This is a genomic window from Streptomyces sp. NBC_01669, assembly GCF_026339735.1.
Classification (GTDB): domain Bacteria; phylum Actinomycetota; class Actinomycetes; order Streptomycetales; family Streptomycetaceae; genus Streptomyces; species Streptomyces yanii.
On the sequence record NZ_JAPEQG010000001.1, the window covers coordinates 2885076 to 2897918 of the forward strand.

Genomic DNA, 12843 nt, shown 5'->3' on the forward strand with positions numbered 1-12843 from the left:
CCTGGCCGCGTCGTCAGGCGTGGGGGGAACTCTTCCAAGTGGCGCATAGCTTCACAGGCGCCACCACTTGAAGTTAAAAACGACGTCTCAGAGAGTATGCGTTCAAGTTTCGAAGTCAACTTCCCAGTGCGAGCCGACATAGGCAGACATCTACCCAGGACCACTCAAAAGGTGTGTTGAAGACTTGAAGATTTAGCAAAGCCTCAGCGGAGCCGCTGGCTGATGACCTTGGAGACCCCGTCACCCTGCATCGAGACGCCGTACAGCGCGTCCGCGACCTCCATCGTCCGCTTCTGATGCGTGATCACGATGAGCTGCGAGCTCTCCTGGAGCTCCTCCATGATCCGGATCAGCCGCTGCAGATTGGTGTCGTCGAGCGCCGCCTCGACCTCGTCCATCACATAGAACGGACTCGGCCGGGCCTTGAAGATCGAGACCAGCAACGCCACAGCTGTCAGGGACCTCTCGCCGCCCGAAAGCAAGGAGAGCCGCTTGACCTTCTTGCCCGGCGGGCGCGCCTCGACATCGACCCCGGTCGCCAGCATGTTGTCGGGGTCGGTCAGGATGAGCCGCCCCTCACCGCCCGGGAAGAGCCGTGAGAAGACGCCCTCGAACTCACGGGCCGTGTCCCGGTACGCCTCCGTGAACACCTGCTCGACCCGCTCGTCGACCTCCTTGATGACCTGCATCAGATCGGCCCGGGTCTTCTTCAGGTCTTCGAGCTGCTCGGAGAGGAACTTGTGCCGCTCCTCCAGCGCCGAGAACTCCTCAAGGGCGAGCGGATTCACCTTCCCGAGTTGCTGATACGCCCGTTCGGCGGACTTCAGCCGCTTCTCCTGCTCCGCCCTGACGAACGGCTTCGGCTGGTTGCGCGGGTGCTCCGGGTCCTCCGGCAGCTCCTCGCCCTCCGCGGCGGGCGACGGCGGCACCAGCTGGTCGGGGCCGTACTCGGCGGCCAGCCCGGCCGGCTCCACACCCAGTTCCTCAAGGGCCTTCGCCTCCAGCTGCTCTATCCGCAGCCGCTTCTCGGCGCCGAGCACCTCACCGCGGTGGACGGAGTCGGTCAGCTTGTCCAGCTCGCCCTTGAGCTCGCGTCCATGGCCGCGCTCGACGATCAGTTCCTGCTCGCGCTCCGCCTTCGCCGCCTCGGCGGCGACCCGCTCCTGCCCGGCCCGTTCGACGGACACCTCGACGTGGGCGAGGAGCTGACGGGCACCGGAGGCGACGGCCGAGGCCACTGCGGCCTCGTGGCGCAGCCGGGCGCGGCGCTGCTCGGCACGGGCACGGGCCTCGCGTTCGGCGCGGGCACCGCGGTCGAGGGAGTCCGCACGCCCGGCGAGTCCCTTGACCCGTTCCTCGTGGGTACGGACCTGGAGCCGGGCCTCCATCTCGGTCTGGCGGGCATTGGCACCGTCCGCGGCGAGCCGGTCGCGTACGGAGTTGTCGGGCTCCTCCTCGACCGGCATCTCCTCTGCGACGAGCAGCCGTTCGGCCAGCTCCTCGGCCTCCTCGGTCGCCCGCTCCAGGGCGTCCTGGGCCCGGGCGGCGGAGGCGGCCGACCGCTCGGCCTCGCCCGCGGCGCCGCGGGCCTGCCCCGCGAGCCGGCCGAGCTGCTGGGCCACTCCTGACTTCTCCCGTTCGGCGGCCCTGCGCCGCTCCCCCAGCTCCTCGACGAGCACGGCGCAGGCGCTGCGCCGCTCCCCCGCGAGCCGCTGGGCCTCGGCCAGCTCGATGCACCGGACAGCGAGGTCCGCCAGTTCGGCGGCTGCCTCGTCGACGGAGGCCTGCACTTCGAGCAGGCTGGGCGCCCCGGCGGAACCGCCGTGCGCGAAGTGCGCCCCGAGGACGTCTCCTTCACCGGTCACGGCGGTCAGCTCGGGATGCGCGGCAACAAGATCCTCGGCGTCCTCCAGGGTGGGAACGACGACCATTCCACGCACGAGCCGGCGCACGGCAGCCATCAGTTCAGCGGGCCCCCGGACGAGATCGGCGACTGCGGGCGGGGCATCCGGGGCAGCGGCGCGGAGCACGTGACCGGCTGCCTCGGGGTAACCGGCGGGGCCGTGGGACGGGACGTCGGGGGCGGGGGCCGGACCCGGCACGGGTACGTGGCCGGCGTGGTGGCCGGGCGCATGCGCCGCGCCGGTGTGGACCGCCCGGTCGTGCCCGGCAGCCTGCCCCGGTACGTGCCGCACACCGGACTCGGCGGTCCGGCCCGGCACGTCCCCGGCCCCGGCGGGCGCCGAACCCTGCCCGGGTACGTCCGTCGTCGCGGCCCCGCCCTGGACGGGCACCTGCCCCGTATCGGCCTCGGGCGCACCCGCACCCCCCAACAACAACGCCGCCCGACCCGCGTCCTGCTTGCGCAGCAGCCGGATGGCGTTCGCTGCCGTAGCCGGGTCCGTCACCGCCACCGCGTCCGCCGCCGCGCCCAGTGCCGCCGCGACCGCGACCTCGTGGCCCGGGGCCACCGTCAGCAGTTCCGCGGCCGGGCCGAGCAGGCCCGACAGGCTGTCGCGCGAGGCGAGCAGCGCGCCCGTGCCGTCCTTGCGGCGCAGGCCCAGGGCCAGGGCGTCGTGCCGGGCCGAGACCGCCGCCCGCTTCCGTTCCGCGCCGGTGGCGGCCTCCCGGGCGGCGGAGAGGGCCGACTCCGCCTCGACGAGCTCCCGCTTGGCGGCGTCGTGGCGCTCGCCCAGCTCCGCGTCACCGGCGTCCAGCCCCTCCACCTCGGCCTTGAGCTGCTCGTACTCCTCCTGCGCCCTGACCGCCCGCTCCTGCGCCTCGTCACGGGAGGCGGCCAGCCGGTCGATCTCCGCCTGCGCCGAACCGGCCCGGCTGCGCGCCGCGTTGACCTGCCCGGTCAGCCGCGCGAGCCCTTCGCGCCGGTCGGCGATGGCGCGGGCCGCGTCCTTGAGTCGGCGCTCCTCGGCCGCCAACTCCCGTTCCAGCTCGGCCCGGTGGGCAGCGGTGTCCTCCAGGGCGTGTTCCGCCGCCTCCAGCGCGGCCTCCAGTTCCGCCTCCTGCTCCCGGATCCGGGCGGCCTCGCGCTCCATGCTTTCCGGGTCCCTGAATCCCGTACCGCGTCGCTCCTCCTCGGGTGCGGCGGTGGCGCTCTTCACCCGGGCGTCGGCCAACGAGATCGTGCCGCGTACCCGCTCGGCGAGCTGCGACAGCTCGTACCAGGTCTGCTGGGCCCGCTGCAGGCGCGGCGCCAGCCGTCGTACCTCGTCCTCCAGCTCCGCCTCACGCGTCAGGGCCGCCTTCAGCTCCGCCTCCGCCGCCTCCCGACGCTGCTTCAGCGCCGCTTCGTCGGCGATCTCGCTGCGCAGCGCGTCGTGCAGTCGCACCAGGTCGTCGGCGAGCAGCCGCAGCCTCGCGTCGCGCAGATCGGCCTGGATGACGGCGGCCCGCCGGGCGACGGCCGCCTGCCGGCCCAAGGGCTTCAACTGCCGCCGCAGTTCGTCCGTGAGGTCCTGGACACGGGCCAGATTGGCTCCCATCGCGTCCAGCTTCCGCAGCGCCTTCTCTTTCCGCTTGCGGTGCTTGAGCACACCGGCGGCTTCCTCGATGAAGGCGCGGCGCCCCATCGGATCGGCATGGAGTACGGAGTCCAGCTGGCCCTGTCCGACGATGACGTGCATCTCCCGGCCGATACCGGAGTCGGAGAGAAGTTCCTGGATGTCGAGGAGCCGGCAGGTGTCGCCATTGATCTGGTATTCGCTGCCGCCGTTGCGGAACATGATCCGCGTGATCGTCACTTCGGCGTACTCGATGGGCAGCGCACCGTCGGAATTGTCAATGGTCAGCGACACCTCGGCGCGTCCGAGCGGTGGCCGCCCGGTGGTGCCGGCGAAGATCACGTCCTCCATCTTGCCGCCGCGCAGGGATTTGGCTCCCTGCTCACCCATGACCCAGGAGAGCGCATCCACCACATTGGATTTGCCGGAACCGTTGGGACCGACGACGCAGGTGATCCCCGGTTCGAACCGCAGGGTCGTGGCGGAGGCGAACGACTTGAAACCACGCAGGGTCAGGGCCTTGAGATGCACGCCGCCGGACTCTACCTTTCGCTCTCGGTTTCGCTGATGAAGGTGCAGGGCACATCAGACGGTAAGGGAAGGGGTGTACGTCCGGGGCGGGTCTGTCGCGGTCGGGGGAAAAGAAAGAAGGGACGCCGAAGCGCCCCTTGCAAATCTTGTGCAGTGCTGCGTGACGGATCAAAGAACGCGGCGGATCAAGAAGGCGACAGATCACAGTGATGATCTTCAATGATCCGGTGACGATTCCGGTGACGATCCGGTGATGAACTCAGACGGCTGACGCGAGCAGCCCGACCGGCCCCTGTGGGCCCTCGGTCAGGTCAGCGCCGGCTCCGCCTGGGGTACGTCGATGTCGATGCTGTCGAGCAGCGACTCTTGGTGCTGGGCGGCGGCGTTGAGCGCGTCGTTCTCGTCCTGGATCCGTACGAGCTCGGATTCCAGGTCCTGGACGCGCTGCTGGAGCCGTCGCATCTCGGCGAGGAGTCGCGGGTCGGAACCGCCGACGTAACCGAGAAGCGCCTTTGCCATGATGGATGGTCCTCCACACTGAGTGACCGACCGATGCGGTGTGGGTCGTGAGGGAATCGCACCCGCGGTGCTCGGCAGCGCTCTGTCATCACTGCGGTTCTGCTGCCAAAGAGCTCTGCCAAACAGCTGAGGTGCGCGGGGATTTCAGCGTCTCACCAAAAAGTTTGACGGTCAACACGATCACACCCCGTAGACGTGGGTGACCCGGGGGCGCGCGGCTTGACGATCACGCGGCGCGACTCTCCTGCGGGGCCCTGGGGGGCGTGGAGATCATCCTTACTGCCGCAGCCTGGCACGGCAACCGAATCTTGGCAACTATCCGGTCCTTCCGCAGGTCATTTCATGTGTACGCAGATGAGCGGCCCATATCGTCACCCCTCGCCGCCTGTCGAACACGGTCCGAACACGACCCCGAATTGGGACCTCATTCAGAACGGGATCAGCGGATCGCAAACCCCTCGTAACCGCCGCGCGGGGTGTCCCAGATATCAGTGACTCCATCCACGCGTCCGGGTGTGTCGTCGGAGCGCAGCCACTCCAGCAGGCGGTGGCAATTCTCACGTTGCCCCTCGGCGACAATCTGCACTCGACCGTCGTCGAGATTGAGGGCGAATCCGGTGAGGCCACCGATCTCCAAAGCATTTGCCCTGGTGAACCAGCGGAACCCTACTTGCTGTACTCGGCCGCGTACCCAGGCGGTGAGTCGTACATCTTCGTTCATGGCCGAACGCTATCCGGCCAATTGCTCAAGGGGCACTTCCCCCCGATGAGCCATGGCGTACAGTCCCGTCGAAACCAGAGCCTCACTCGATCAGGTGAGGCGTATTGACGCCGATCCTGGCGTCCAGACCGTCAGAAGGGGACAGCAGATGGGACGCCATCGACGCTCCGCCGCAGGTCCCGTGGCAGGTTCGGCCGCTGAGACGTCCGCGGCCGCGAAGGCCCGCGCGCGCCGCAGGAAGCGGTCGGGCATGCCCGTGCGTACGGGACTGATCGGCGTCTCCGCTGCGATGGCCGTCGGAGCCGTGGCCGTGGCTTCGGGCCTGCTGCCCGGCGGCGGCACGTACCACGTGACCGGTGGTGCGGCCACCGACCAGATCCGCTCCCAGGGAGCGCCGGACCTGCTGACGCAGGGCGGCTCCACCACCGCTCCGGCCGACCGAGGTATCGCGTCGGCCGAGGCCGGCCGCAGCACCGAGCGATCCCCGGGGCCCCGGAAGTCCGAGCGGTCTGGCTCCCCCGGCACCTCGGCCACGCCGTCCGCCTCCCCTTCGAAGACGGCCGAGCGGACGGAGAAGGCGAAGGCGCCGGCGGCGGCGGCGGCCGAGACGACCGGTTCCGCGCCCTCCGCCACGGCCTCGGCGGCGCCGACGACATCGGCGGCAGTTCCGGCGCTCAGGGCCACGACCCCGGCCGGCGACACCTCCGCCCGGGCTGCCGTGCTCGCGCTGGTCAACCAGGAGCGCGCGAAGGTCGGCTGCAGCCCGGTCACGGCCAGTGCCCCGCTCACCTCGCTCGCCCAGAACTTCAGTGACGACATGGCGGCCCGCGGCTTCTTCGACCACACCGACCCCGACGGCCGGACCCCCTGGGACCGCGCGTCGAAGGCCGGTGTGAAGGGGCTCGGCGGCGAGAACATCGCCCGCGGCCAGGCGGACGCACAGGCGGTGATGGACTCCTGGATGAAGAGCGAAGGCCACCGCGCAAACATTCTCAACTGTGACTACAAGACCCTCGGCGTGGGAGTGCACTTCGGCTCCGGCGGCCCCTGGTGGACCCAGGACTTCGGCTTCTGAGGGGCGTGTGTCACCGTGAGGCTCCGTCCGAGCGGGCGCCGAGCGGCCCCCGTACGGCTCCGCGCCGTAGACTTGTCAGGGAGCTTGAGCCTTGCCAGACGTCCAATTCAGGCGGGCCTTGCGCGATTGATCCCGCCAAGGGCGGCGGGATTGGGGTTTCGCACGGCTCCGGCCGTCGCGGGCTCTCTCCAGTGAGCGGAAGGCTCTGCCTCGCTTTGTGAGCGTGGAATCCCGTCAGGGAGGACGTGGGCCAGATGAGCCACCTTGTGAGCCAGGTGCCCATCAGTGACATCACAGTGGCCGCTTCGGCTGTGCGCTGGATTTTCCCCCTCGGTATAGCAGTGGTCGTAGTCGCTGTTCTGCTCGGCCTCGTCTGGTGGGACGCGCGCCGTCGGTCTCGGGCACGACAGCAGGTACCACGGGCCGAACGTTCCTCCCGAAGCAGCGAAAACTTGAGGGCTGCAGATGATTTCGGGGAAGGCCTCAGCCCATACGAGATCAACCGGCCCTCTTCGCCAAGGAACGTACGCAAGGAGGACAACGGTGGGGCTTTTGGCAGTGGAGGACCCGGCGGCTGACGGGTCGGCGACATCGGCGGCACTTGCCGAGATCATCGCGCGGTCAAGATCTACTTTCGATACACGTCCTAGCCTGACGTTCGCCCTGTTGTGATGAGGTGCCGTCCGGGTGCTATGCCGGACAGCACGTGGCCGACAGGCTGTGTGGGTGGCAGCTCACCGGCGGAAGCGGCAACGAGAACCAAGCCCGCGGCTTCAAGACATGCCTCCGGCGGTTCGGGGGCCCTCCGGGATTCCTTCCCCGCACTACTGCCTGGTTACGCCCGCACAGCGCACTCCAAAAGAGAGCACTGTGCGGGCGTAAGCTTTTTTTCATGGACGAGACCACCCCGCGGGACGGCGCCGACAGCCTGCCCTTCGACGTGTTCTCCCGGCAGTGCCCCTCGCGCGGCACGCTGGAGCACGTCACCGGGCGCTGGGGCAGCCTGACGCTGACCGCGCTGTACGAGACGGGCGCCCGCTTCAACGAGCTGCGCCGCAGGGTCGACGGGGTGAGCGAGAAGATGCTCTCCCAGACGCTTCACGCACTGGAGCGGGACGGCCTCGTCCTCCGGGAGGCGCAGCCCACCAATCCGCCGCGCGTCGACTACGAGCTGACCCCGCTGGGACGCGAGGTCGCCGGCCGGCTGCTCGGGCTGATCCAGCTCGTCGAGGGCCGGATGCCCGAGGTCCTCGACGCCCGCAGCCGTTACGACGAGGCGCGCGAGGTCACGCTCTAGGCGTGTTGGCGCGCGGCGGCCGCTGACAGCTCGGGCAGTAGTAGCTGGAGCGGTTCATCCACGGGCGACGGCGCATCGCCGTGCCGCACCGGTGGCAGGGCTCGTCCTCACGCCCGTACGCGTCGAGCGACCGGTCGAAGTAGCCCGACTCGCCGTTCACATTGACGTAGAGGCTGTCGAAGCTGGTGCCGCCCTGGGCGAGCGCCGCGTTCATCACGTCGCGGACATGGCCGAGCAGCTCCGCCGACTTGGGCCGGGTCAGGGTCGCGGTGGGCCGGTCGTAGTGCAGCCTGGTGCGCCAGAGCGCCTCGTCCGCGTAGATGTTGCCGACGCCGCTGATCAGCGACTGGTCGAGCAGGGCGCGCTTGACCGTCGTACGGCGCAGACGCAGAGCGCTGTGGAACGCAGCGTCGTCGAAGGCGGGGTCCAGAGGGTCGCGGGCGATGTGCGCGATGGTGTCGGGCAGCCCGTCCGGGGTGTTCTCGTGGACGGAGAGCCCGCCGAAGGTCCGCTGGTCGACGAAGCGCAGCTCGGTGCCGAGCGCGTCGTCGAAGCGGATCCGTATCCGGAGATGCTTCTCGTCGGGGGTGTCCTGCGGCTGTACGAGCAGCTGACCGCTCATGCCGAGGTGGCCGAGGAGCGAGGAGGAGTCGTCGTCCAGCGGAACCCACAGGTACTTGCCGCGGCGCATGGCCGTACCGAAGCGGCTGCCCCTGAGCCGGGCCACGAAGTCCGTGGAACCCGCGAGATGGCGGCGGACCGCGCGCGGGTGCATGACCTCGACCTCACCGACCGTGCGGCCGGTGACCCAGCGATCGAGACCGCGCCGTACGACTTCGACCTCAGGCAGCTCGGGCACGGAGTGGCTCCTCAAGAGACTGAACAGTTTAGGGGGTGTACGGCCCTGATCCGCCGGACACCCCGGGGCGTGACTGTGCGGTCACGCCCCGGGTCCGGACAGGAAGAACCCCCCGGTGCACGAAGCACCGAGGGGTTCCCGGGTCAGGCCGGAGTGACGTCCGTGGACGGCACCGGGTCGGCAGGGGTGTCAGCGGCCCCTCCGTCGGCTGCAGCCTTCGCCGCGGCCTCCCGCTGCTCCGCAGCGGCGCTGATCTCGCGCCAGGCGGACTCCGCCGCCTGCTGCTCCGCTTCCTTCTTGCTACGGCCGGTGCCGGTGCCGTACGAGACACCACCGACGCGAGCAGCAGCAGTAAAGGTCTTCTCGTGGTCCGGGCCGGTCTCCGTGACGAGGTACTCGGGGACTCCGAGGCTCTCGCTCGCGGTGAGCTCCTGGAGGCTGGTCTTCCAGTCCAGGCCGGCGCCGAGATTGGAGGACCTGTCGATCAGCGGGTCGAAGAGCCGGTGGACCAGCTCCGAGGCCGCACTGAGGCCCTGATCGAGATAGACCGCGCCGATCACCGCTTCCAGCGTGTCGGCGAGGATGGATGCCTTGTCCCTGCCGCCCGTGCCCTCTTCGCCCCGGCCGAGCCGGATGAAGGAGCCGAGGTCGAGGCCGCGGCCCACCTCCGCAAGTGCGCGCGAGTTGACCACCGCGGCCCGCAGCTTGGCCAGCTGGCCTTCGGGCAGGTCGGGGTGGGTGCGGTACAGCGTGTCCGTGACCACCAGGCCGAGTACCGAATCCCCGAGGAATTCGAGCCGCTCGTTGGTGGGCAGGCCGCCGTTCTCGTATGCGTACGAACGGTGGGTCAGCGCACGCACCAGAAGGGCGGACTCAAGGTGATACCCGAGCCGCCCTTCCAGAAGCGTGTGGGACGAGGCTGTGTTGACGTTGTCTGCCTGCTTCTTGGCGTGGGACAACTCAGACATCGGGCCTCTCACCAGCCGCTCAGACTTCGAGGACCTGGCGCTTGTTGTACGTGCCGCAGCTGGGGCACGCGATGTGCTGCAGCTTCGGCTCCTGGCAACGCTCGCACGAAACCAGGGTGGGGACCGCAGCCTTCCACTGCGACCGGCGGTGGCGCGTGTTGCTGCGCGACATCTTCCGCTTCGGAACAGCCACGGCTACTTCTCCTGCTTCTCGTCGACGCCCGCTTCGGCGCCGCCCATGTTGTCCTTCTCGCCGTCCTGAACGGTCTCGGCGAGTCCTTGCAATGCCGCCCAACGGATGTCGACGGCATCGTGGTGGTGACCGGGGTTCTCGTCCAGCCTGATCCCGCATTCGGAACACAGGCCGGCACAGGTCTCCCGGCACACCGGCTGCATCGGCAGTGCGAGCACCACCGCATCACGCAGCACTGGTTCGAGGTCGAACAAACCGTCCTCGATGAAGAGCCTGTCCTCGTCGTCCTCGGCGTCGTCGGCCGGGTCCGCCGCCTTGCTGCGGCCCCGGTCATCGGCGTCAGGGTACGAGAACATCTCCTGGAAGTCCGCCGCAACCTCTTGGCGCAGCGGCTCCAGACACCTTACGCACTCCCCCTCGGCCGACGCACGGGCGGTGCCTGTGACAAGCACCCCTTCCATGACCGATTCGAGGCGGAGCTCCAGCTCCACGGGTGCGCCTTCCGGCACACCGATGACCCCGTCGATACCGAGGTCATGGGGCGCGTCCACCGAGCGGGTCAGCCGCAGGAGGGCACCGGGACGCCGACCCAGCTCGTGCGTATCGAACACGAGAGGGTTTCGGTGGTCGAGGTGGCCGTTCAGGGCTTTTCCTGCTTTCGAAATCGTATGCATGGCGCAAAGCGCACCGTGGGGAGGGGCCGACCGGATCGGAGTCGAAGCGGGCAGCCGGGATCGCAGACGTACGCGCGACCGAAGAACCAGGATACTGGACGCGTTACCCTGCTCCCAACCGGGGCCGATTCCGGTCCCGAATCGGCCGGAACCGGTCGCGTTCGGTCTGTGTCCGCGCCCCGGTCAGCGCTCCTGCTCGTACCGGCGGAGCTGATCGATGTCGATCATGCTGGTGTCGAAGAGGCTGGTCTCGTCGAGTGCGCTCTCACCCTGCGGCTGAAGGGGCTGGTGCGTCGACATCGGCTGCTGCCACCCGTCGTACCCCTGCGGCTGCAGCTGCGCCTGGCCCTCGTCGTAGCCCTGCTGCTGATAGGCGGCGTACGGGTCCGGCTGCTGCTGGTACCCGTACATGTCCTGCTGCGGCTGCTCCTGGTACGCGTACGTCTCCGCGTAGCCCGGCTGCGCCTGTGCCGGGAAGTGCGGCTGGACCTGCTGGGGCACCGGCTGCGGCTCCGGGGTGGCGAGCTCGGCGAGACCGGCCCAGTGGTCCTCGTCGCTGGTGTGGCCCTGGCTGCCCGCGGCGTCCTGGGCGGCCATGTGCGCGCCGAGCTCGTCGGTGGCGACCCGGCCGTGCAGCTTCTGCCGGCCGCGGCCGACCGCTTCCAGGGTCTTGGCGAGCACGGCCTCGAACGCGCCGAGCTTGGTGTCCACATACTCGTCGGCGCGGCGCCGGAGCGTCTCCGGGTCGGCGCTGCGCTCGGGGGCCTCGGCGAAGTCGGGGTCCTCGTACCCCTGCTCGTCGAAGCCCTGGCCACGGCCGAGGAGCTTCTCGCGGCCCCGGTCGACGGAGCCGATGGTCTTGGTGAGGACGACCTCGAAGTTGGCGAGCTTGCTGTCGACGTACTCGTCGGCCTCGGCGCGTACCTCGTCGGCCTCCCGGCGGGCCTCTTCGAGGATCCGGTCGGCCTCGGCCTGGGACTGCCGGGCGATCTCGGTGTCGGAGACCAGTGAGCCGCGCTGGGCGTGGGCGGTCTCGATGATCCGCTCGGCCTCCTGTCGGGCCTGCTCGACCATCTGCTCCCGGCCGCCGATGAGCTCCTGGGCATGGGCGAGTGAGCCGGGGAGGGCTTCACGCACCTCTTCGAGCATGGCGAGCAGATCGGCGCGGTTGACCACGCACGACGCCGACATGGGCATGGACCGGGCGTTCCCGACCGCTTCGACGATCTCGTCGAGCTTTTTCTGCACGTCCACCGTGTGCTCGCCACTCTCTACTGCTGATTGGAGACGGACGGGACGACTGTACGGCCAGTCGGCGCCCGTCCGACACCGGGTGACGGACTGTCAGTGCATCACTGCTGGGCGAGACGTTCGACGAGTGCGTCGTGGACCAGCGGCGGCAGCAGGTGCGAGACGTCGCCACCCCAGGTCGCGACCTCCTTGACCAGGGAGGACGACAGGAAGCTGTACGTGGGATTGGTCGGCACGAAGAGCGTCTCGACCCCGGAGAGGCCGTTGTTCATCTGGGCCATCTGCAGCTCGTAGTCGAAGTCGCTGACGGCCCGCAGGCCCTTCACGATCGCCGGGATGTCGCGCTGCTTGCAGAAGTCGACCAGGAGGCCGTGGAAGGACTCGACCTCGACGTTGCCGAAGTCCGCGGTGACCTGACGGATCAGCTCGATCCGCTCGTCGATCGTGAACAGGCCCTTCTTGGACTGGTTGATCATCACCGCGACATGTACGACGTCGTACAGCTTCGAGGCGCGGCCAATGATGTCGAGGTGTCCATTGGTGATGGGGTCGAACGACCCCGGACAGACGGCGCGGCGCAACTTGAGTCCCTCGCTCTCCGGTGCGGTCATCGTGCGTCTTCGCACGTAGAGGCGGCGCGACCGTACCAAAGCGTTCCCTCACCGTAGCGACGGGCCCGCAGTGGCTCGAATCCCTTGGGCCAGTTGAATTCTCCGCCTCTGGTGCTCCGTTCCACGGTGACGAGGGCATCGTCCGTGAGCCAGCCCTGAGCACGGAGTGTGAGCAGTATCTCGCCAAGATCGCCATCGGTGACCACGTACGGCGGATCCAGGAAGACCACGTCGTACGGGTCCGCGGGCGCCGGTCCTGTCACGATCTGTTCGGCTTTTCCGGTACGGACTTCGGCGCCGGGCAGACCGAGCGTACGGACGTTGTCCCGGACCGTGCGGGCGGCCTTGGTGTCGGCCTCGACGAGCAGGGCGTGGACCGCGCCGCGGGAGAGCGCTTCGAGGCCGACGGCGCCGGAGCCCGCGTACAGATCCGCGATTCGGATGCCCTCCAGGGTGCCCAGGAGCGCTTCCCAGGTGGAGAACAGGCCCTCGCGTGCGCGGTCCGAGGTGGGGCGGGTGCCGGTGCCGGGCGGGACGGCCAGGCGGCGTCCGCCGGCCGAGCCGGCGATCACGCGGGTCATGGGTGTCTGATCCTCGGGTCGGGGGGTGGCCCGCCGGGGTGGGGC

Annotated in this window: 13 protein-coding genes; 3 read left to right on the top strand and 10 right to left on the bottom strand. The window is 69.3% G+C overall.

Annotation, left to right across the window (positions count from 1 at the left end; genetic code table 11):
* Positions 1 to 203: 203 nt before the first annotated feature.
* The 3 genes from OG972_RS12545 to OG972_RS12555 all read right to left on the bottom strand — a co-directional run bounded on the left by OG972_RS12545 (position 204) and on the right by OG972_RS12555 (position 5289).
* Positions 204 to 4049 (bottom strand): AAA family ATPase, encoded by a 3846-nt coding sequence (locus OG972_RS12545; protein WP_266981063.1) that lies wholly within the window; start codon positions 4047 to 4049, stop codon positions 204 to 206.
* A gap of 306 nt (positions 4050 to 4355) precedes the next feature.
* On the bottom strand, positions 4356 to 4568 hold the full coding sequence (locus tag OG972_RS12550; protein WP_018551753.1) for a hypothetical protein: 213 nt from the start codon (positions 4566 to 4568) through the stop codon (positions 4356 to 4358).
* A 439-nt stretch (positions 4569 to 5007) separates the two neighbouring features.
* Positions 5008 to 5289, bottom strand: a complete 282-nt coding sequence (locus OG972_RS12555) for an acylphosphatase (protein WP_266981065.1) — start codon at positions 5287 to 5289, stop codon at positions 5008 to 5010.
* Positions 5290 to 5437: 148 nt separating this feature from the next.
* On the opposite strand from OG972_RS12555, the gene OG972_RS12560 reads away from it, so the two are divergent.
* The 3 genes from OG972_RS12560 (at position 5438) to OG972_RS12565 (ending at position 7661) form a co-directional block, all read left to right on the top strand.
* A complete protein-coding gene (locus tag OG972_RS12560) occupies positions 5438 to 6364 on the top strand; it encodes a CAP domain-containing protein (protein WP_266981067.1) in 927 nt (308 codons plus the stop codon).
* Between the two features lie 254 nt (positions 6365 to 6618).
* Positions 6619 to 6942: a DUF6479 family protein gene (locus OG972_RS49575; protein ID WP_353961643.1), complete on the top strand. Its 324-nt coding sequence runs from the start codon at positions 6619 to 6621 to the stop codon at positions 6940 to 6942.
* Between the two features lie 314 nt (positions 6943 to 7256).
* Complete coding sequence (locus tag OG972_RS12565; RefSeq protein ID WP_266981069.1) at positions 7257 to 7661, top strand: helix-turn-helix domain-containing protein; 405 nt, start codon at positions 7257 to 7259, stop codon at positions 7659 to 7661.
* Here the strand turns inward: OG972_RS12565 and mutM are convergent.
* The 7 genes from mutM to rsmD form a co-directional block, all read right to left on the bottom strand.
* Complete coding sequence (gene mutM / locus OG972_RS12570; RefSeq protein WP_266981071.1) at positions 7651 to 8520, bottom strand: bifunctional DNA-formamidopyrimidine glycosylase/DNA-(apurinic or apyrimidinic site) lyase; 870 nt, start codon at positions 8518 to 8520, stop codon at positions 7651 to 7653. The two genes, OG972_RS12565 and mutM, sit on opposite strands and share 11 nt — an antisense overlap.
* Positions 8521 to 8663: 143 nt before the next feature.
* Positions 8664 to 9488, bottom strand: coding sequence for a ribonuclease III (gene rnc / locus OG972_RS12575; protein ID WP_266981073.1), 825 nt, complete (start codon positions 9486 to 9488; stop codon positions 8664 to 8666).
* Positions 9489 to 9507: 19 nt separating this feature from the next.
* The gene (gene rpmF / locus OG972_RS12580; RefSeq protein WP_003965982.1) at positions 9508 to 9681 is read right to left on the bottom strand and encodes a 50S ribosomal protein L32; all 174 of its coding nucleotides are present in this window, start codon (positions 9679 to 9681) and stop codon (positions 9508 to 9510) included.
* Between the two features lie 2 nt (positions 9682 to 9683).
* On the bottom strand, positions 9684 to 10355 hold the full coding sequence (locus OG972_RS12585) for a DUF177 domain-containing protein (RefSeq protein ID WP_266981075.1): 672 nt from the start codon (positions 10353 to 10355) through the stop codon (positions 9684 to 9686).
* Positions 10356 to 10538: 183 nt separating this feature from the next.
* Positions 10539 to 11609, bottom strand: a complete 1071-nt coding sequence (locus OG972_RS12590; protein WP_266981077.1) for a cell division initiation protein — start codon at positions 11607 to 11609, stop codon at positions 10539 to 10541.
* Between the two features lie 98 nt (positions 11610 to 11707).
* A complete protein-coding gene (gene coaD, locus OG972_RS12595; RefSeq protein WP_266990445.1) occupies positions 11708 to 12187 on the bottom strand; it encodes a pantetheine-phosphate adenylyltransferase in 480 nt (159 codons plus the stop codon).
* A 26-nt stretch (positions 12188 to 12213) separates the two neighbouring features.
* Complete coding sequence (gene rsmD / locus OG972_RS12600) at positions 12214 to 12798, bottom strand: 16S rRNA (guanine(966)-N(2))-methyltransferase RsmD (protein ID WP_266981079.1); 585 nt, start codon at positions 12796 to 12798, stop codon at positions 12214 to 12216.
* Positions 12799 to 12843: the final 45 nt, after the last annotated feature.